Annotated in this window: 12 protein-coding genes; all 12 read left to right on the forward strand. The window is 58.1% G+C overall.

What is annotated here, in order from left to right; translation table 11 throughout:
• The first annotated feature begins 1 nt into the window (after window position 1).
• The 12 genes from A7X77_RS12755 (at window position 2) to A7X77_RS12810 (ending at window position 21,304) form a co-directional block, all read left to right on the forward strand.
• Window positions 2-2,998, forward strand: coding sequence for a BPTD_3080 family restriction endonuclease (locus A7X77_RS12755; RefSeq protein ID WP_064683276.1), 2,997 nt, complete (start codon window positions 2-4; stop codon window positions 2,996-2,998).
• On the forward strand, window positions 2,995-3,999 hold the full coding sequence (locus tag A7X77_RS12760) for a DUF3883 domain-containing protein (protein WP_064683277.1): 1,005 nt from the start codon (window positions 2,995-2,997) through the stop codon (window positions 3,997-3,999). The genes A7X77_RS12755 and A7X77_RS12760 overlap by 4 nt, the downstream gene beginning before the upstream one ends.
• Entirely contained in the window at window positions 3,999-6,959 is a 2,961-nt protein-coding gene (locus A7X77_RS12765) for a site-specific DNA-methyltransferase (RefSeq protein WP_064683278.1), read from the forward strand. The genes A7X77_RS12760 and A7X77_RS12765 overlap by 1 nt, the downstream gene beginning before the upstream one ends.
• A gap of 2 nt (window positions 6,960-6,961) precedes the next feature.
• Window positions 6,962-7,783: a hypothetical protein gene (locus A7X77_RS12770; protein ID WP_064683279.1), complete on the forward strand. Its 822-nt coding sequence runs from the start codon at window positions 6,962-6,964 to the stop codon at window positions 7,781-7,783.
• A 6-nt stretch (window positions 7,784-7,789) separates the two neighbouring features.
• A complete protein-coding gene (locus tag A7X77_RS12775; protein ID WP_064683280.1) occupies window positions 7,790-8,158 on the forward strand; it encodes a hypothetical protein in 369 nt (122 codons plus the stop codon).
• 10 nt (window positions 8,159-8,168) lie between these two features.
• Complete coding sequence (locus A7X77_RS12780) at window positions 8,169-10,226, forward strand: 3'-5' exonuclease (RefSeq protein WP_064683412.1); 2,058 nt, start codon at window positions 8,169-8,171, stop codon at window positions 10,224-10,226.
• A gap of 259 nt (window positions 10,227-10,485) precedes the next feature.
• Window positions 10,486-11,859 carry a DUF4365 domain-containing protein gene (locus A7X77_RS12785; protein ID WP_156668103.1) on the forward strand — a complete coding sequence of 458 codons (1,374 nt, stop codon included), beginning with the start codon at window positions 10,486-10,488 and terminating at the stop codon, window positions 11,857-11,859.
• Complete coding sequence (locus A7X77_RS12790; protein ID WP_064683282.1) at window positions 11,856-13,307, forward strand: argonaute/piwi family protein; 1,452 nt, start codon at window positions 11,856-11,858, stop codon at window positions 13,305-13,307. The genes A7X77_RS12785 and A7X77_RS12790 overlap by 4 nt, the downstream gene beginning before the upstream one ends.
• Window positions 13,308-14,418: 1,111 nt before the next feature.
• A complete protein-coding gene (locus A7X77_RS12795) occupies window positions 14,419-15,546 on the forward strand; it encodes a hypothetical protein (protein ID WP_064683283.1) in 1,128 nt (375 codons plus the stop codon).
• A gap of 197 nt (window positions 15,547-15,743) precedes the next feature.
• Window positions 15,744-17,120: a hypothetical protein gene (locus tag A7X77_RS12800; RefSeq protein ID WP_156668104.1), complete on the forward strand. Its 1,377-nt coding sequence runs from the start codon at window positions 15,744-15,746 to the stop codon at window positions 17,118-17,120.
• A complete protein-coding gene (locus tag A7X77_RS12805; protein ID WP_064683285.1) occupies window positions 17,121-20,519 on the forward strand; it encodes a hypothetical protein in 3,399 nt (1,132 codons plus the stop codon). It begins immediately after the preceding gene.
• Window positions 20,516-21,304: a hypothetical protein gene (locus tag A7X77_RS12810; RefSeq protein ID WP_064683286.1), complete on the forward strand. Its 789-nt coding sequence runs from the start codon at window positions 20,516-20,518 to the stop codon at window positions 21,302-21,304. The genes A7X77_RS12805 and A7X77_RS12810 overlap by 4 nt, the downstream gene beginning before the upstream one ends.
• The last annotated feature ends 133 nt before the right edge of the window (window positions 21,305-21,437 follow it).

Consider the following 21,437-nt stretch of genomic DNA (forward strand, 5'->3'; position numbering starts at 1 on the left):
AGTGAGCAGCTTTTACGAACGTCCTATTCTTAACTCGCCTTACCGCGCCCCCGAATTCCATCATCCGCTGGATAAGAACGGTCAGCCTCTCGACGGCGAGCCGCGGCAAGGTCGTCGCGCGTCGCGCTTCATCGTCCCGGTCCCAGCATCGCGTAAGAAGGCGGCGGCATCCCAAGCGTCCCTTGATCTCGAGACGTACAATGAGAACGCGTTGATCAACGCGATCCGAGGACACCTCGACGCGTGGCGAAAGCTACACAATCCGGCAGATTGGGGTGTAACAGCGGCGACGCAGAGACTGCTGGAGCATTGGCGGATGCACGAGTTCAACGGACCTAAACCTTTCTTCTGCCAGGTTGAGGCCGTCGAGACGATTATCTGGTTGACAGAGGTGGCTCCGAAGCGTGCCGCCACCAAGGCCTTCATCAATGACTTAGCTGCCGCCAATGCCGAAGCAAATCCGGCACTGTTCCGCCTGGCGATGAAGATGGCGACGGGCAGCGGCAAGACGACCGTGATGGCAATGCTGATCGCATGGCAAACAGTTAATGCAGTCAGACGGGGATCGAAGGACTTCTCCCGCGCCTTTCTAATTATCACCCCAGGCATCACGATCCGGGACCGGCTGCGAGTCCTGCTACCCAGTGAAGCCGACAACTACTACGAGACGCGCGAGATCGTCCCGCCGGAGATGCTGCCGGATATTCGCCGGGCCGAGATCGTCATCACAAATTACCACTCGTTTCAGCACCGCGAGACGCTTTCTCTCCCCAAGGTCGCTCGCAGCTTCTTACAGGGCAATTCGCCGGAGCCGGTGAAGACCACCGAAACCGATGCGGACATGCTCAAGCGGGCGTGTGAAAAACTGCTGAACTTCGACCGCGTCAATGTGATCAACGACGAAGCGCATCACTGCTATCGCCACAAGGTGGATGGAGACGATGAAGGGCCCCTGACCGGCGACGATAAGAAAGAGGCAGCCGAGAACGAGGAAGCAGCCCGACTTTGGATCAATGGTATCGAGGCGCTTGACCGAAAGCTGTCGAAGGGCGTTCGCGCCGTATACGACCTCTCTGCGACTCCATTCTTCCTGAAAGGATCGGGATATCCGGAAGGTTTTCTGTTTCCATGGGTCGTTTCTGACTTCAGTCTGATCGACGCGATCGAATGCGGCATCGTGAAGCTTCCCCGCGTCCCGGTAACGGACAATCTCGTTCAGACAGACTCGGTAATTTATCGCGATCTCTGGAAGCACATCGGCAAAGACCTTCCCAAAACCGCAGCCGGTGCGAATAAGCTCAGCCCATTCGATCTTCCAAACCAGCTCAAGACTGCCCTGAGTGCCCTCTACAGCCACTACGAGGGTGAGTTTGAACGGTGGCAACGCGAAGGAATCGAGGTTCCGCCGGTCTTCATCGTGGTCTGCCAGAACACGGCAATCTCGAAGCTTGTATTTGAATGGATCGGAGGTTTCGAGCGAGGTGATGCCGAAGAAGGCGAACGCGCTGCATTCCATGCAGGACATCTCGAGCTATTTCGGAACTATGACGAGAACGGCACCAGGTTGCCGCGGCCGCGAACACTGCTCATCGACTCGCGTCAACTTGAATCCGGGGACGTACTAGACAAAGGATTCCACGAGGCCGCCAAAGCGGAGATCGAGCAGTTCAGGCGCGAGATGGCGGATCGAGAAGGCGCCGGCAGTATCGCGACCGCAACGGACGAGAGCGCGCTGCTGCGCGAGGTGATGAACACCGTCGGCCGTCCAGGACGCCTCGGCGAGCAAATCCGCTGCGTTGTATCGGTGTCGATGTTGACGGAGGGGTGGGATACGAACACCGTCACCCACATTCTGGGCGTTCGTGCCTTCGGCACGCAGCTTCTGTGTGAACAAGTGGTCGGCCGCGGGCTACGTCGCCAGTCCTATGAGCTGAACCCCAAGACCGGCCTGTTCGATGTCGAATATGCGGATATCATGGGCATTCCCTTCGACTTCGCATCTGCTCCCCAGGTCGCGAAGCCGACCAAGCCGAAGCCTGTGACCCGCGTGCACGCGGTCAAGGAGAGGGCGAGCCTTGAGATAGTCTTCCCACGGGTCAGTGGCTATCGGCGCGAACTACCATCTGAGAAGCTGGAGGCTGTCTTCAACGATGACAGCCGTCTGGTAATTACGCCCGAAGACATCGGGCCGACTTCGGTTGTGATGGAGGGCATTGTTGGCGCAGGCGTCACCATTACGCCGGCCGTTCTCGAGCGCCTGCGACCATCCGAGATCAGCTTCAATCTCGCGAAGCACCTTCTCTACACCCATTTCCGTGATGATGACGGCTTTCCCAAGCAACATCTCTTTCCGCAGATCCAACGGTTGGCGCGCCGGTGGCTGGACGAGGGCTACCTCGTCACGAAGGGCGTGCCGGTCGGGGCGATCCTCTACCAAGACCAGCTAACCCGCGCGGCCGAGAAGATCGACATCGCGCTCACGCGCGGCGGCGAAGGTCGAATCATCGCGGTCCTGGATCCTTACAATCCCAAGGGATCCACGCGGCACGTCAACTTCATCACATCAAAGCCGTGCTGGACGACCGGGGCTCGGCCTGCAAAGAGCCACATCAGCCATGTCGTCCTCGATTCAACCTGGGAGGAACAGCTCGCGCTGACGCTGGAGGGGCACCCGCGCGTCATCGCATACGCCAAGAACCAGGCGATGGGTTTCGAGGTTCCCTACCTCGACGGTGGCGTCTTACGCCGCTACCTCCCCGATTTCCTTATGCGGCTTGATGACGGCAGGGCGGAGCCGCTGAACATGGTTCTGGAGGTCAAGGGCCTTCGCGATGAAGCTGACAAGGCGAAGTCCCAGACGACGAGAGACCTCTGGGTGAAGGGCGTCAATGCCCTCGGTGGCTTTGGCCGTTGGGAGTTTGCCGAGTTTCGGGATTGGACTGTGATGGAGGAGGACTTCGCTGCCTTGGTCAAGCAGTACGCGGGAGATCGGTCGTGAAGAAGGTGCTCTGGGTGAAGTTCGGTTGGTCCGAATACTACCGCGGCGGCTCAGTCGATGGCAACTTCGGCTGGCTGAAGGACGCGAAGGGCAGCAAGAACGAAGGGAAGGGCCATGAAGCCTTCAACTTCATGCCTATCAATGGCACCTATTATTGCTACGTTCCCCCTCAGAAAAAGGAATACGCTCCTTGGAACGAGGACAATCACGGGTGGACCGTACTCTGCCTCGCGAAGCACCCGAAGCGTAGCGGGATACACATCGTAGGTTGGTACGAGGATGCGACACTTTTAGGAAAGTGGCTGAAGCCTCCTCGGGACAGAGCACGCACTGAGGTGGAGGATGAGGGCTCAGCCTACGGTTGGTCTTATTGCATCAAGAGCAAATCCGCCTTCTTGGTACCTCCAGAGAATCGAACAATCCCATTTTCACATCCTTCGGTGCGGCAAGGTAAGTTTTCCTTCCTGGTCGGGCCGCATATTGAGCCGAAACCTGAAAAAAAGGCCTTGCTGAAAGTTCTCACAAACCGCCTTGATCAATTGCGCGCCCTTGCCGTCCACCAACCTTCAGAGGAAGCAATCCCGGATCCGGAACTGAATCCTTCTGATCCGTTGACAGGATTCGGTTCCCCTGAGCACAGGAAGCAGGTGGAGAAGGCGGCGGAAAAGGCAGTGATTGCCTACTATGCAAAAAGAGGATTTGAGAGCCACGACATGACAAAGGTGAAGTGCGGATATGACTTTCTCTTCAGGAAGGGTTCGGCCTCCCTGCACGTTGAGGTCAAGGGTACCTCGAGCGAGAATGCCGGTTTCTTTCTCACTCGCAACGAACATGATGTCGGCTTACAGAATGACCCGGCATGGCGCATGGCCATGGTGACGAAGGCCTTGTCAGACAATCCTGTCGTCCAGGTATTCGATGCCAAACAACTTCGGAAAGCCTTTGACCTTGCGCCTTACGTCTACCTCGGCCGGCCGGTCGTCGAACCGGAGCCTGCGTAATGGCACGTGCACCTAAATCTCCTCGCATTATTGATACGCTGAAACATGAGGGCGCGAGCCGCATAAACATTCCAACGGCCGAGATGGAGAGCTTCTTCCGACGGGACGAGGACACCTCTCCGATGCCGCCGGTGCACTATCCGCGGGCTCGACCTCTTCCCCACGGCGTGACACGGACCGTGGAAGAACCGGGCAAGCCCGAACTGATATGGAACGGTGCGACCATCACCATCTCCGACGAGCAAATGCAGGAATTGACCGAGACAGGGCGGCTTACCCTATCGGATGCGCAACTCGTCTGGCGTGGGAAAGACCGTCAGGATTGGTCGGACCTCGTGGTCAACGTGCCGCCGCTTTACATTCAGGAGAAGATCCACCCCAAGGCTATCATTGATGACCTGAAGCGCCGGTCGGCGGCGAACCGGGAGGCGCAGACGGACGCGCCGGATCTTTTCGCCGACTTCAACGGCATCGAGCCTGACCAGCGTGCCGAGTTCTACCAGCACGACCAGCACTGGTCGAACCGCATGATCCTGGGGGACAGCCTGCAGGTGATGGCGAGCTTGGCCGAACGCGAGAGCCTGCGCGGCAAGGTGCAGTGCATCTTTTTCGACCCGCCTTACGGCATAAAGTTCAACTCGAACTGGCAGGTCTCGACGCAGTCGCGGGACGTGAAAGACGGCAAGCAGACCGACATCAGCCGAGAGCCTGAGCAAGTCAAAGCATTCCGGGACACCTGGAAGGACGGTATCCACTCTTACCTGACTTATCTGCGGGACCGCCTGACGGTAATGCGCGACCTGCTGACCGACAGCGGATCAATCTTTGTGCAGATCGGCGACGAGAACGTCCATCGAGTGCGCGCAGTAATGGATGAGGTGTTTGGTGCGGAAAATTCAATTGTCGATATAGTATTTGCCAAAACCGTTGCACAAACGTCAGAATTCTTACCAGGAATTACAGACTATTGCCTTTGGTACGGTAAGATCCGGGAGAAGACAAAATTCAAACCACTCTTGAAGACGAAAGAAATTGGTGGCGAGGGAACCAGCGGCTATCGTTTTCATGAAAGTGGCCCTTTCGACTGGCGTCCACTTACCCAACAGGAAAAAACGGGAGTAGCTTTGGTCCCGACCAGTGGACGGCTTGTTGCGATTGGCGACCTATCCTCACAAAGGCAGGGTCGCTCTTCGGGTGCGAATTCGGCTATGGGCTTTCCGATCGAGATGCACGGGAAACTCTTCAAGCCTTCCGGAACCCGCGGGTGGTCAACCACTAAGGAAGGTATATCTAGGCTAAAGCGCGCAAACCGGATCTATTCTTCAGGGACTGGATTGGGATATATTCGCTATCTCGATGACTACAACACGTTGCCTCTTAGTAACGTGTGGACCGATACGGTTGGTCAGGGCCAATACAGTGGTGAAAAGCTATATGTTGTTCAGACGGGTAATCGCGTTATAGAACGCTGCGTCTTGATGGCCACTGACCCCGGTGATCTCGTCCTCGACCCTACGTGCGGCTCGGGCACTACTGCCTTCGTTGCCGAGCAATGGGGGCGGCGCTGGATCACTATGGATACGAGTCGCGTTGCGCTAGCACTCGCCCGCACGCGGCTGACGGCAGCGCGATATCCTTGGTATTTGCTAGCCGACAGCCGTGAAGGCCGTTTGAAGGAGGCGGCACTGACACAGCGGCCGCCGACCGACACGCCCGTTCGCAACGACATCCGCCAAGGATTCGTCTACGAGCGCGTTCCACACATCACGTTGAAGTCGATCGCCAACAATCCGCTGATCGATGAAATCTGGGAGAAGTGGCAGGCAGTGCTCGAGCCTCTGAGGATCGAATTGAACCACCTTGTCGGTAAGGACTGGCAGGAATGGGAGATCCCACGGGAGCCGGATAAGTTGTGGTCAGACAATGTTCGTGGCGCCCATAAAGCCTGGTGGGACGCCCGCATCGCTCGCCAGACCGAGATCGATGCCTCAATCGCGGCACGGGCCGATGTCGAATATCTCTACGACAAGCCGTACTCCGACACCAATCGCGTTCGTGTCGCCGGCCCCTTCACCGTGGAAAGCCTTTCGCCGCACCGCGTGCTGCCAGCCAGCGAAGAGGAACTGATTGATAATCTCAAGGCCGCAGAAGGCCGGCGCTCTGTCGCCGACGCCGATCTCGCGGGCCAAGACTTCGCAGCGATCGTCATTGACTATCTCAGGACGGAAGGTGTTAAGCAGCAGGACAAGGGCGACCGCATCACCTTCGACAGCCTGACGCCCTGGCCGGGCGGAAGGTTCATCGGAGCGAGCGGCACCTTCATCGAGGGCGAGAGCGGGCCGGAGCGTCGTGCCGCAATCCTGATCGGGCCCGAATACGGCACGGTCGGGCGGCAGGACATCGTCGCTGCTGCGCGCGAGGCGGTCGATGCCCGCTTCGACGTGCTGATCGCCTGCGCCTTCAACTTCGACGCCCATTCATCAGAACTTGGGAGCCTGGGCAGCCTGAGAATTCTCAAGGCCCGGATCAACCCCGACATGCACATGTCGGAGGAGCTGAAGAACACCGGGCGCGGCAACATGTTCGTCGTCTTCGGCGAACCGGACGTCGATATTCTCGACGATGGCGGGCCGCAGATCCGTGTCAAGGTGAACGGCGTCGACGTGTTCGACCCGAACACAGGAGACATACGCTCGAACGACACCGCCGGCATCGCCGCCTGGTTCGTCGACACGGACTACAACGAGGAAAGCTTCTTCGTCCGCCACGCCTACTTCCTCGGCGCCAACGATCCCTACAAGAGCCTGCGCACGGCGCTCAAGGCCGATATCGACGAGGACGCCTGGGCGACGCTATATTCGGACACGTCACGCCCGTTCGAACGCCCGGCAACGGGCAGGATTGCGGTGAAGGTCATCAACCATTTCGGTGATGAAGTGATGAAGGTGTTTGGGGTTTGAGCATGAAGATCGCAAAGCCGCTCAACATCGTCCAAACAACCTTCAACGAACTTTGCGGGAAGGGTGGCGGAATCGGCGGAGGCCCAGCACGATCAAAAGTTCAGCAACTCCTGCACGAGGGCAGTAAAAAGCTGAATAAGTTCGCGTTCGACGAAATCACAGACCAGTTGGCCAAGTTTCCCGATCGCGACCCGTGGCACGTCTGCTTCGCCGTCGGGCTAGGATGGGGGCATCTAGCCCAGATACACGACGACTTTACGGACAACGCGACGAAGGTCCTCTCAAGTCTTGATATTACGTCACTTGGCAAGGCGAAGGCATTTCACCTTGAGCGCGGCCCGACCCCGATCGAACAGTCTCTCACAGGCGGCTATGCGATGTTTCAGAAGGTCAGGCTGCCCGAGGGCCTTCCGAATGACCTTGCGAGCTATCGCCGCGCGCAAGAAAGGTGGCTGCAGCCAATCCTTTCGAAATCCAACGAGCGGCCGCGCTACATCGGCAGTTGGAATGCAACCGCCATGTTCATGGTGGCACTGTTCTCCAAACCTGCGTTGGCATCCACACTCAAGAATCGAGAAGTCATGCTTCCGCCAGGAGGGCCGATTTATATGGCTTTGTCGCTGTTACACCAGGCCAAGTTGATTTCCCAAAAACCTGCGGGAAGCGCACTTGATGACGAGGCATTCGAACCGGGCGCCATCTATGAAAACAATGCTCTGATGGACGAACTCCTCAAGGGTAAATCGGATTGGAGCATATTAGACGTTCATAGTGGCCTCTACATGCTCGGAACACGCCACAACCTTTCTGATCAGTGGGCGTAGCTGAACATGAAGCGGGAAAACTTCGACCACGGATTCAGCGCCGCGGACTGGAGGAAGGCCAAGGCCGAAGCCCTGACCGTTCTCAGGGAAAGAGCGAAGCGCGGTGACCCAATCACCTATTCGGATCTCGTGAGCAAGATTTCGGCAGTTCGGATGGAGCCACATGATCCGCGGCTCGCCCATTTTCTTGGTGAAATTTCTGCCGAGGAACACGAGGTTGGCCGCCCCCTTATCACCGCGCTGGTGGTTCACAAACACGATCTGCAACCGGGCAAGGGCTTTTTCGAACTTTCACGATCGCTTGGGTACTCCTTCGTTGATGAGATCGAATTCTGGAGCGATCAGATCGACCGACTGCGCACACAATGGAAGTGAGGTGGTAGACGTGAATTTCCTAATTGCAGAGACATTCACGGCATCGTTCAGTCGCCTTTCCGGCGTAGATCAGAAGGCAGTAAAAGCAAGCGTCTTCGACCTGCAAATGGACGCCACCGGGAATGGGCTGCAGCTTCATCGCATTGGCAACAGCAAGGATCCTAATTTCTGGTCGGTCCGGGTCAACCGCGATATAAGACTGATTGTCCACAAGTCGGGCGATAGCGTGCTGGTCGCCTATGTTGACCACCACGACCCAGCTTATGCCTGGGCTGAGCGTCGACGGATTGAGGCGCATCCGCGAACCGGGGCTATCCAGATAGTCGAGGTACGCGAGCGCGTCGAAGACGTAGTGCCGCCGGCGACGTTTGACTTCGTTTTCCCGGAGCCTACGAAAAGCAAGGAGGATGCGCCGCCGGCTGAATCCCTCTTCGCGTCTCTCGACGATGAGGCGCTTCTATCGGCAGGCGTTCCGGTAGACTGGCTCGCCGACGTCCGCACCGCCAACGAGGACGGTTTCTTCGCACTCGCGGCGCATCTGCCAGCAGAGGCCTCCGAGGCGCTACTGGAATATGCTGCCACCGGAATGCTGCCCGCGCCGATTGCTCGCGTTGCTGATCCATTCTCGCACCCTGATGCGCTGCGCAGGATTCGTCCGATCGCCGACCAAGATGAACTGGAACAGGCGCTCGCCTTCCCTTGGGAGAAATGGGGCGTCTTCCTCCATCCCTCGCAGCGGGCGTTGGTTGAGCAAACGTTCGCGGGACCTGCCCGCGTTGCGGGCTCGGCCGGGACAGGCAAGACGATCGTCGCGATTCATCGCGCGGTCAGGCTGGCCCGGCAGAACCCGAATGCTCGGATCCTGCTAGCAAGTTTCTCGCAGCCCCTTGCTGACGCCATGGCGAAGAAACTTCTCGTGCTCGCGCCGGAGAATGGCGGCATCGTACCCCGCATCACCACCGCCTCGTTTCGCGGAATTGCAGAGCAGATGCATCAGCTAGAATATGGCGTGCGCCCGCGGATTGCGTCAGAAGCGATGCTGAGGGATCGCATCCACGATGCCGCGACGAAAGCCAACCTCAAGGGATTCTCTGATCGTTTCCTGCTGTCGGAGTGGACCAACGTGGTCGACGCCTGGGGTATTACGTCGCCCGAGGCATACGCGACCGTTCAAAGAATGGGCCGCAAGAGCCGTCTCGGCCCCAACCAGCGCGAGCGGCTTTGGCCTGTGTTTGCGTCGGTGCGCGCGTCATTGTCGTCTGAGCGATACACGACGTGGTCTGAGGTCTTCACGAGTCTCGCTATTTCAATCATCGACCGCGGGTCGAAGCCATTTGACCATATCATCATCGACGAGGCACAGGATCTTGCGCCAGCCGAACTACGATTCTTTGCAGCTCTCGCTCCGGTCGCAACGGACGCCATTTTTCTGTCTGGGGACGTCGGGCAGCGCATCTTCCAGCACCCCTTCTCGTGGGCCGGGCTGGGCATTGACGTTCGCGGGAGGTCGCATACGCTCAAGGTCTGCTATCGCACTTCACAGCAGATTCGGCGGGCTGCTGACAAGCTCTTGCCTAACATCCTACGCGACACCGATGGACTTGAGGACGAGCGCCGCGGAATCGTCTCCGTCTTTTCAGGGCCGCCGCCCGAAATTAGGACCTTTGAGAATGAGCATGAGGAAGCCGACAGTGTGCGCGCCACCATCGGCGCCTGGCTTGCCGAAGGTATCGCCGCTCATGAAATCGGCGTCTTCGTGCGGACGGCTCAATTAATCCCGCGTGCCCGGTTAGCACTGGATGGGATCAATGAGGCGGCCGAGATTGTCACGTCCCCGTTGAGCCTGGCAAAAGGTCTGGAATTTCGCGCCGTAGTCGTGATGGCTTGCGATGAAGGAATTCTTCCTCTCGACGAACGCGTGGCGGATGCCGCTGACGAGGCAGAGCTTGACGATGTATATGAAACCGAGCGGCGCCTGCTCTACGTGGCATGCACCCGCGCGCGGGAACATCTAGTTCTTACCGGCCTGCGGCCGGGATCCGAGTATCTCGCCGACTTCAGTGAGTAGCCGCAGCCCGTAGCGGGAAGCGAAATCGTTTCTCCGCAGCATCGAAGGGCGCTCCGAGTCAGAAATGCGCGTGACAATCTCGCGCTCGTCAAACTGCTCGATAGGTGGCGCGGACTGAAAGAAGGCCATGCCGCGGACGAGATCCTAGAGGGAGAGCATTCGTGTCTGTACCCTTCGATTCGTAAGCTACGCCAAATAATGGGTGCCGGGTGAAGTTCTGCTTGCTGTGCATAGCGGACGAAACATAAGGCGAACGTCTTTGAAACTCAACGCTTTCGCGTATGCTCTTCGAATGGACAAGCGAATCACCGAAAGTCAGATCCTCGGCGAGCTTGGCGAAACGGTCGTCAAGAAGATCGTCCTCGAAAACGGGTTCATCTACGAGCCCCGTGGCCGGCTGGAAGCTGGTACCGATGGCCTGATAGAGTTGCGAGATCCGAAAACTGGCTCTCCTCTCGGCAAGTGGCTGGGCGTTCAGGTCAAGTCCACTGCGGACGGTCGGTACACCCGCGAGACTGAGGACCATTTCGAGTATCTTCTGAAACCTCAGGATCTTCGAAACTGGCGTCAGTCGAACATTCCGATCATCATCGTGGTCTGGCGGAAGTCAGACAATTCCGCTTATTGGAAGGAAGTAACGGATTCCGTTGCCGGCGAGGAGCGCCGCCTGTTTTTCAGCAAGAATGACGACGTGTTCGACGGCGTCTGCGGTGATCGGCTCGGGGCCTTGACTGTGGACCGACGGACACCCGGCGTGTTCCTCCCCCCGTTGAACGGTGGCGAAGGCGCCATCATCAATATGTTACGGATCCGAATGCCGGACGAAATCTTCATTAGCACGTCGCCGTTCGGCTCGGGTCGAGATGCATTTCCCGAACTTCTTGAGCAGGACGACATTGCCTTAGACTGGGTCATTCGGAAGCGCCGCTTTATCTCGTTCTCCAATCCGCGCTCGACCGGCGCACGAGCGATCGTCGACGAAGATCAGGTAGAGGCCATCGAAACCGCTCTGCTGGCCGACAGCGACGACCAAGACGACGTCAATGATATGATCCATCTCCTTCGCAGGACATTGGAACGGCAGTTGTCGCAGGATCTCGCATATTCGAGGCATGAAGGGCTTTTCTATTTCAAGGCCTTCGCGCGCAACGCCGTTCGCCGATATCAATACATGTCGAGTTCAAAGAAGACCGCCGCGGGAGTGGTCGGCGTATATCCTGGTAAGGGTGGTTCTGGCTCCAAGGCATATGTGCGACACCATGCTGCCACGTTCCGGTTCGAACGTCTCGGAGATGAATGGTTTGTGGTGATCGATCCGACCTTCTTCTTCACCAATGACGGTTTTTCCCCGCACCGGTACCCTGGCGCGCTTCTCGCAGGAAAAAAGCGGCTCGAGAGGAATGCTGCTGTGAGGGGGCAGGTCATCATGTGGCAGCATCTGCTCGTCGAAAGCGGAAAGCAAGAAGATGGTCTGCTTTTCGCGATGCCAAAGGAACGCCCGGTCCTCGGGTTCGAGACGCTTCCTATCATTGATCTTCCCAGCGCGGTGCCCGAGGCCTCTTGGATGAGAACCGACCCTCGTGCGGAGCAGATGGTACCCATGGATCTGCTCGAGAGGCTGATATCGGCATGATGTTCAAAAGCCGTATTTTCGAGGAGCCGGCGCTGGAATTCGGCGATGGAGGTAAGGGGCCGGATCCGAGGCAGGGATTGCGGGAACACGGGCCGCTGCAACCCAAGCCGGGCGACCTTGTCAGGATCGGCGTCATCGGTACGGAAGACACCGTAGAGGGCTTTTCCGAGTTCATCGAAGAGGTCGCGGACGGAATTGAAAGCGGCAACGAGAAGCTTATCAACTTGAACCCAGACTTTCCGGGTCTTTCGAACCAGAATCCATTCCGTTGCCGTTTCGAGGTTCAAAGCGATGCAATGGTCTTGATCTCAAAGCGCCAGATAAACGAGATCCGGAAGATTGCGAAGCACGAGGACGCCGTCAGGGCTGCCGTGGATCTTATGGCGGGCCAGATTGCGGCGCTCGTAGAAAGCAGCGCAAAGCCAGACGTGATCGTTCTCGCGTTGCCGCTGCTCCTGATCGAGAAGGTCGTCAACGCGAAGAGCGATCCGGAGGAGGAAGGGGCCGAGGAAGACAGCGGCGACGAATCCTTGAACTTCCGCGATCTGCTCAAGGCCCGAGTCCTTCACATCGATGTTCCCTGCCAGATCGTCTGGCCCGATACCTGGGACGACAGGGCAGTCATTCCCCGGAAGGTGAAGCGTTCGAAGAACCGGCAGACGCAGCCGAAGGCGACGCGCGCTTGGAACCTTCTGAACGCGCTTTTCTACAAGGCGGGGAAGGTGCCATGGCGGCTTCTGCCGGATCAGGCCGAATATCGCACAAGTTTCCTTGGTATCGGCTTCTACCGCGATCTCGATGGTCAGCAACTTTGGACGAGCACGGCCCAGATGTTCGACGAGCGGGGACGAGGATTGATTCTCCGTGGAGCTCGGGCCCAGACTGAGACCAAGGGGCGCCATCCTTATCTGACTGCGGAGGATGCCGAGGATCTGGTTGCACGGTCGATCGACGCCTACAAGGCTCATCACAAGCATGTACCGGCCCGCATTGTTGTGCTCAAGACCTCGCGATTTCGTCCGGAAGAGGCTGAAGGCATCCATGCCGCGCTTAAGCGGTGCGGTATCGAACTGTGCGACATGGTCTGGGTCCAGGAAAGCTCCCCGATAGCGATCTTCCGCGACGGGAACTATCCGGTTCTTCGTGGAACGTTCATCGACCTTGGAGAGAAGGGGCTGCTCTACACTCGCGGAAGCGTCCCCTACTATGGGACCTATCCTGGCTTGCGGGTACCAAGGCCGCTGCTCTTGGTTCCTCATGAGGACAGCGACAGCCCGCTCTGGAGGATCGCAGAAGAGGTTCTAGCGCTGACGAAAGTGAACTGGAACACGACGCAGTTCGACCAGAAGCTGCCCGCGCCGATCAAGGCCTCCCGCGACGTCGGACGGATACTCAAGCATGTCCCATTTGGAAGTGGGGAATCGTCGGATTTTCGACGATACACTTAAAGCCACGAACCATGGTAGAGGATGTCAATCTTCTCGATCCTGCGCCGGAGTGGCGCCTTGTTAGCGGCATGGCGAATCCTTGCCGGCTGTCGATGCGCGAGGTCGATGGCCGTCCCTGAGGCCGAACTAGCGATGTGACTTGGCCCCGGATTAGGGCGAAAGCTTCGCCGACCATCTTATCGTTGATGGACGCGTTTGGAGGCCTCGGAGGTGTCGAAGAAGGACACGGCTCGGTCGATCCTCGCCCTGAGACGCCCGACCGCCTCGGTGCGAACGTAGGTCGTCGATGACAGTTCAATCGCTGCCGAACCCGATGGTCGATAGCTTGGGGTCGAGCTTTACAAGTTTATGCTTCTGCTCGTCCCCTCCGACTGTGTTTCCATCCGGCCGCCAACCGGCGACCTACCGGAGAGAGTGCCTCGCCTCTGCTCCACGCTATCACAGGGCTCGTGGACCCGAGCCGCCGAAGCCAGTGACCCGCGATCTCCATGCTGTTACCGATCCCGTATCCGCCATGGATGATGAAGGGACAATGTCCTTTCCCGAGCAATCGTGAGACTGAGGGAAGGATCTGATGACGGGAGACGCCGTCATTCCTCAGATGTGGAAGCCGATAGCCCGAGCTGTGTCGGGCGACGTCGCTCACTAACCTCGCAAGCGACGGGGGATAGCCGGAACCCGTCACCCGGCTCGCCTGCGCGACAGTTTCTTCATTGTCCTCCGGATGGAGCATGGTAGGGACGATTTCGAAGAGAGCGGCTTTTTGTGCTTCGCTGGCCGTTGGTTGGCCAGACATTCCAGGATTCGAAGAGGTGCCTCCGCATAACGCGCCGCCGTTCAAATCCTTCACCGGATGAAGTGCGAATCCTTGAATGCCTGTTCATTACCGCCGTTCATAAAGAAAGTCTATTTGATTTTAATAAAGGATTCAAATATCATTTTTGGATGTAGAAAATTGTCAACAATTATACTTTCCATTTACATTACATTTTTTATTATGTCAAATAAATTTACATGACAATCTCCAGATTACATGTGATGAGGCGGGATCTTTACATTCCAACTTTTCGTCGGCCATCTTTCCCGGCAGACATGCAAGCCGGGAGATCGCATGAAGCTCGAACACAAACTGGATGCTCCTCTACGGGGTGGGGCCCTGACGCAAGCTGCCAAATGGGCGATTCACTTCCCGGCCGCCATAACGGTGCTTCCAGAGCATGACGAATATCCAGCCGATCTTCCTAGAAAACTGGAAGCCACGCCGGAATTGAATGATCTTATCGAGCAATTCCGGATCGGTGCGCTTGTGCCGGGCTTTCCTGACGACTTTCTGACTCGTGGGCGTCTGCATCCGCGCATCTTGTTCCAGCGGCTTGATCGCTTCGACTTCGACGAACGCTGGTCTTTGGGACTGTCACAGTCCATCCTCGGGGTTGCCGTTCCGATCGATGAACTTAGAGATCTCGGGTCTTACACCAACGTCATACCGGGCATGCCTCACTGCCTTCTCAACGACTTCGAGGCATGGGACAGAGGGCGTTCGGGCGGGAAGAAAGTGCTTGTGCCAGATGGCAAAGGCGATTTCGACTTCACACAGGGTCTGCCGCTTTTCGCCGGGGGCGAAGCCGCCTTCAGTGCTATGGCGATCATAGCTCCATGGTGGAACGAGGCCGAAAGAATCCAGCGTTTCCTGACCGCTCGCCAGCTAGGCTATCGGTATGGGCGCTGGGATAAGCCATTCTCGAATTCGGCAGAAAAATTGCTGGCTAACAGTGTTGTGCTGTGCGTAGAGGAGCTGGTTAACGCCAATCCGTGCTCGATCGAGGGCTTGAAACTCGGGACGGAAGTGGACCAACTCTGGGAAATTCCCGGCGTCTACCGGCCAAGCGTTTTGGAGCACGAGCGGGTACTGGGCCCCGTCATTGAGCGTCTCCTGCCGATTGCCGATGAACACGGTTTGGCGGTGATCCCGACGGGCGGCATGATCCACTGCATTGCGTTCGAACCCAAGGCCGGCGATCCGTTCTCCGACTTTCTGGTAGATTCTGCCTGGGCCATACCAACCATGAGCGACCGTCCCAACCAATACCTTTTCAATCTGCAGCGACTATTTGGATCCCTACATGGCGCGACACCGCTCGGCCTTCGACTGGTCAGAAAGATCTTAAGCGAACACCTGGATTTTGACTTCTACATTAAGGACTTCAACTTAGGCGATGGCGCCGAAGATGTCCTCTAGGCCCCCACTTGCGCCTGCCGATCTGTGACGCAGTCTTTAGACGGGTGATCTGCCGGCTCACCCGTCGCAGGTGATGCGGTCTCAGTACCCCTTAACCAGCGTGATCGAATGGCGCCTACGGTCCACGGGCCGGCGTCCAACATCATGCGCGAGCTACTCTCATTGAAAGTTTGAAGAAAGCGGTCAAGGACGGAAGCATGAATGACGATAGCCCGACGGCTCCTGACGCTACCGCCATCGTGATCGACGTTCCGGTCCGATTGAAGAGGTTCGGCAGCATGATGGATGTGCCGCTGCCTATTCTCGTGGTCCTGGAGAAGGGCGAGGTCAATGTTCCGTCAGACACGTACCAATTTGCTCTTAATCGAGCAGCGGTTGAGAGGTTCGACGCGCTCCACCGGATGCTCGTTGCGATCCGGTCTCTATATGCCTTCTGGCGCTCTTCCGGGTTGTCGATCCGGACAGGTGAAGAAGTCGACGTGGTGATCTGGAGCTACTTAGGCTGGCGGCTCACCGGACCGGAGAGCGTGGGCTACGGCACGGTCGGGATCGAGTTCGCGGACATTCGAACCTACGTAAGATTTTGTCGGAGGCAAGATCGTCTGGCCTCACCGTTCGCTCGGGCTTTAGGGTCTGAAAGCCGGCTTTTTGAAACGAAAATGCCCGTTCGTCCGACGGCTGCGTTTCTGCAGCATCTAAAAATCCAGAGGGAAAGATTTCTCGAACTTCAGGAGTTGGAGGCCGTCCTTCCCACAGATTTCAGGAAAATCGCAGTACCTTCATTCAAGAAGGCGAAGCATATCATACGGTTCCCTACGGAAAACCAGATGGACGACCTGATCTTGTCCGAGCCGAACCCGGTGTATCGGGCCCTCTACTGCCTTCTCGCCGCCACTGGCGCCCGGCTCTCCGAGGCGCTGCACATGTGGCGTTGCGACGTGCTTCCGCCGAGCTACGCCGGAAGGTTCAGCGGTTCGAACGATGGGAATCCGTTCGTGATCTACGCCCATCCTGAGGCGTCAACATGGACGGGAGAGAGCTTCGCTAGCAGAGGCGTGCGGTGTCGGAAAGAGGTTCTTGAGACTGAGTATAACGCGACGTCGCGCCTCTGGACGGTATCAAAGAAGGAGCGCCTCGGATGGAAGGGGATGCTGCTGTTTGATCCTCGCAATTTGTCGTGGGGGTTCTGGGTCGTAGACCGGTACGCCAAGGAGTTCGCGCGGCTTCTCCCTTCTATCCACGCCCTTCACGAGGAACTTCGTACGGACGAACAGCATCCATATATCTGGATCAACCCTAGCAACGCGTCCTATCGCGGAAATCCGATGCGTCGGCAGATGCTCCGGAGAGCAATTGGCAGAGCCTGCGCCCGGATCGGCATCGAGCCATTTATCGACGAGGGCGGACATGGTCACGGATTCCGTCACTTCGCCGGCTGGTACGCCGAAGCGAAACTCGGGATGTCTCCTTCTGAAAAGCAGCTCGTCCTGCGGCATGGCGACGTGCAGTCGCAGGAAGACTATGGGCGCCGCTTGGCGGACATTTTCTCGAAACTCGCATCAGGGAAATCATAGTTGGAAGTCTATTCTGAAACCCACGTGAAATACTTCGATCAGGACGGGGGCTGCACGGTCAACGTCTCCGATCAGATCGTAATGCTCGCAAACCCGCAGACGCTCGATCTCGAAGCCCTGTGGTGGGAGTTCGACAGGACGCTGCGCCGCGAACTCGGAGCCTTGCTGAAGACGGAATACGGTCAGATCGTCCAGAAGTACGGTCTACTCAACTTCAATGAAAGATACGTGGTAGAGCGGCACAACACGCTTCTGGGCCTGTTTCTGCGCGGTAAAGGCGGCAAGCTTCACGTCTTCGAGAACGCGCCGGTCGTAAGAGCTCTGGTGGATCTGGAATTGGTTCAGGCCGGGCGGGCCAGGGCCGGACGCTGGCAGAAAGCGTATTCGGGAGCCACAGGCGATTTCGTTGCGACGTTGCCGAAGCAAGTCCAGCTTCAGATCATCGACAGAGTTTTGAACGACGATCTCGACGACGCCATTCGTCTGGGCCAGCGCGAGAGCCTGGGCATGTCGGACCTTGAGACGACGCTGTTCCTTGGAAAGCCCCGCACCGTCGACGCACTTCGGACCCTAGCCGGCTTGATGGAGAGCAACGTCGCGCCGGTCGACAGGTCCAAAGGCGTATCCTCGGTCACGGGGACGGGTCGGACCTACGCCCCGATCTGGTTCGCGCAGTTCCTCGCAGCCAGAGGGGTGTGGCTGCTGCCGCTGCGATTCTACGATCGCATCCTCGCGTTCTGGCCGTACCATCTCCGGCCGCTTCTGCTGCTGCTTTCCGTGCCTCCGCATTCCCGCGACGTCGCCGACGGTATGTTGGCGACCTTTGACCGAGAAATGACGTCCCTGCGCCAGGTTCCGAGCGCGTTCGTCATGGCTGCGCTCTCGAGCACGATGTGGTCGCAGCGCCGGTTCTGCCCCGCGCCCCTGTTTCATATGAAGATGCACTACGGGACGGCGGACCAGGGTCGCTCATCGTCAATCAACCATGTCTACACGGTTCTGGCCGGGGCGTTCGACGTTGATGTTAGGGAGCGCGGAGAGGCGCGCCTGCTGGATGGAAGAAAGCGGACGTCCTCGATCGAAGCGTTCAGGTGGATCGAGCATCCCTCGGCGTCGAACATGAAGAAGGCATCGCGCATCCTCGGGCGGGACTGGAACGAGATAGAGATCCCGGAGAGTACGCGGCAACTGGCTGCGGAGATGCGAGAGCTGCTGCCGACCTTCAAGGTCCAGAACATGCGCGCAGTCGAAGACGCGCTAGATTACTTTCTCATCTATTCGATCGTGCTCGGACCGGAACTGCGGATCAGTCGCCTCCGCGACATCACCCGTCATGACCACGTGAGGTCGGAGGTCGCACCCCAGGAGACGTTCTACGAATTTCTCTTGTCGAGATGTCTGGCCGTAGGATCGGATTCGGCCAGGTCGGCGATGTCGAAAATGCAGGATCTATGGAGGGCCGGCGCGGCGAGGGGCGGCTACGACAGACATGTTCCGTGCCCCTTCGACGCGACGTTCGATCGCCTTCCTTCCAAGAAGAGGGAACGGGGCCGCGCTGGGCGGGCGCTCGAGAAGGAGGTGATCGATCTTCTGATCGAAATAAACCGTTCGGGCGGCTGGGCCTTCGCCAGAAGTCTTCCAACATCCTATGCAGTCGTACGGAATCCTGAAGGGGTCTTCGAGCGCGTGTTCTGGCCGTTCGCTCCGCTTGCGTTGGAAATCTCCCTTCGAACCGGCCATAGGCTGAGGACAGTTCGCTGGCTCGATAGCGGCGAAGGCGACGAGCAAACCTACGATCCCGTAACGATGACGCACAGTCCGAATACGCTGCCATGTGCGATCGCTGGGCACAATCAGTTCGCGATCAGATACCTTCGTCTCGACGACGCCGAGCGTACCCCCGTCAACGCCATGTACCTGTGCGTCGCCAAGAGCGGGGCGTACGAAAGCGTCTACCTGCCAGAAGAGCTGATAGGACCAATCTGCGAGCTTCGTGACCTTCAGATACGCTACAACCGTATGAACAAGCCGGTGCCGGCCGTCGACAACGGGGCGAGGACGGCCGATACGGATGACGATCTTTTTTCCCACGTATTCCCTCTATTTCGCTCCCCCGACAAGTTCCAGGACGTTGTGTCGGATTCCAAGATGCGGACCTACTACAAGGGTTTTCTCAAATACGCGCAACCGATCGTCGCCGAAAGACTAGGGCGCGACTATCCGCTTGTGGATTTGGAGCGTGATCTGGTGCTCACCACCTTTCATGACCATCGCCGAAGCCTGGTGACCAATGGCGAAGAACGCGGCGTGCCGATCGGCGTGCTGAGGCAACTCCTCGGTCAGGCCTCCAATGAAACTACGAACATCTACAATCGGGTTCGAAGTCGCCGGATCCATGCTGTCACGCAGCGCGCCACCTACGACGCCACGTTGATCGAAGGGATCGCGCAGAACCAGCCGGAGGCTCTGACGTCGATGTTGGAGCAGATCGAGGCTGTCGCCGGGACGGAATCTCCAGCAGCCCTTCGGATGCGCGAGGTCGTCACGGGTAAGCGACCGGCCTCTCTCGATATCTTCATGCATGGGCTTTGTATCAACGGCGACTGCGCAACTGGGAGGATCAAAGGTGGGCAGCGAATTCCAATGTGGCGGTTACGCGCATGCGGGGGCTGCATGTATCGTGGCAACGGCTACGCTTTCCGTGCTGGCGTCGTTAACCGCATAAATCTGCTCATGATCGAACTGCGGATGTCCGGGACGCGGAGCATCGACCTGAATGAGAGGATCAGAAGGGAATCCGCCGCAGGTAGACCCGTGAAGGCGCTTGAAAAGGGCCGTGCGATTGAGGAGGAGCTCCGCCGGAACCTGACTGAAGAGCTTCGCCTGGAACAGGACGTCCTTCGGCGAATAGACATCGCGGCGAAGGCCGCCCGTATGGCCGGCCGGTCGCCCAACAGTGTCGTCATCGCCAATGCTGTGTTCGATTTCAACAAGGTCGAGACGGTCGAGAACAGGGTTCACGAATTCGAGTTGCTGCTCTCCGTCATGAGGGACGTCGTGATCATTCCGGCGGCGGCTATCGAGCTGCCGTCCGCCGTTCCCTTCGAAGCCGAGAGGCACGTGCGCTCAATATTGCGTGCCAACAAGCTCGAAGACGTGATGCATAGGATTCCCGAGACTGATAAGATCGAAGCGCTTGTGGCGATAGGCGACGTCCTCCTTGATCTCTTCGGTGAAGTCGAGGAGTTTCAACGGGTACTCGATGAAAGCCGCTCCGGCATAGCCCAGCCTGCCATCGAGGCAATCGCGCAACGAATCCGGGAGGCGGCAGAACGGCCCTCCGGAGCGCTTCTGGGATCGCTGCGAGGACTGCCTCCAACGTCGGAGGCGCGCGGGTGAGCGAAGATTCAGATGGACTTTTGTCCAGCCAGATAATGGCGAGGCTGATGCTGGAAGCCAAGGACAATGGCAGCGACAGACGCCTGGGCACGCTCACCAGGCTCAGGGAAGCCTGCGATGACATCCTTTCCGGCCGCGCGCTCGAACTCGCAAGAAAGAAAGGCTGGAGCACGACCTACTTCCATCCGCATCGTCGACTGGTGGCACTAAGCGTCCACGAATACAGGAAGCTGAAGCAGTCTCTGTCGCCCGGAACGGAGCCACCGGGACCGACGAAGGACACCATCGCCCACGACAAGGGGCTATCGGACTATCTACAGGCGCGGGACGGAGAGCGCAACGGTGCCCGGCCGTCCGCGCGAAAAGGCACACGAGCCCGCAGGACAGACGAGATTCTGTTGGAAAAGCTGGACTTCAACGACCAGTCTGTAGTCAGGACGGAACTCGAGGAAGGGCGGCGGGCCCGGCTTCGCTATAACACGCTGGCGGCGTTCTTTCACAAGCTTTCGGGGGTTGACCTCCGCGACCGTGAAAACTTCTCGTTCGAGGACGTTGCGGCCGAGATAAGAGGGCAGATTAGCGGCGAAGATCGGCAGGAACTCTCGAGCCTCGTGGCTCGTCTGCGTGACAACCGGGCACTAGCTGGAATGGGCCTGCAGTACGAGAAGGACTCGGCGAGGATCATGACCGACCTGGGTGACCTGGTCCTCGTCACTGGGAGCGAGATGCGAGTGCTGGTGCGCCTGGCAGGTCTCAATCCTGACAGACTAAAGCCGATCGACTGACAGGTGTGTGCGCACCGATGGATTAGAGGATCCAATGCGATGCGGCGGTCCCGAACCTCAATGCAGTCGCGGGCGGATTCGATCCGTCCAATTTCAGTGGTAGTCTTCAAAAAAATCGTTCACATATGCGACA

The organism is Rhizobium bangladeshense (assembly GCF_001662075.1).
In the GTDB taxonomy this organism is placed as follows: Bacteria; Pseudomonadota; Alphaproteobacteria; order Rhizobiales; family Rhizobiaceae; genus Rhizobium; species Rhizobium bangladeshense_B.

Bases quoted from the DNA above. Each gene is read 5' to 3' on its own strand.
- A7X77_RS12770 (WP_064683279.1), top strand. From the start codon at position 6,962: ATGAAGATCGCAAAGCCGCTCAACATCGTCCAAACAACCTTCAACGAA.
- A7X77_RS12765 (WP_064683278.1), top strand. From the start codon at position 3,999: ATGGCACGTGCACCTAAATCTCCTCGCATTATTGATACGCTGAAACAT.
- A7X77_RS12775 (WP_064683280.1), top strand. From the start codon at position 7,790: ATGAAGCGGGAAAACTTCGACCACGGATTCAGCGCCGCGGACTGGAGG.
- A7X77_RS12795 (WP_064683283.1), top strand. From the start codon at position 14,419: ATGAAGCTCGAACACAAACTGGATGCTCCTCTACGGGGTGGGGCCCTG.
- A7X77_RS12800 (WP_156668104.1), top strand. From the start codon at position 15,744: ATGAATGACGATAGCCCGACGGCTCCTGACGCTACCGCCATCGTGATC.
- A7X77_RS12790 (WP_064683282.1), top strand. From the start codon at position 11,856: ATGATGTTCAAAAGCCGTATTTTCGAGGAGCCGGCGCTGGAATTCGGC.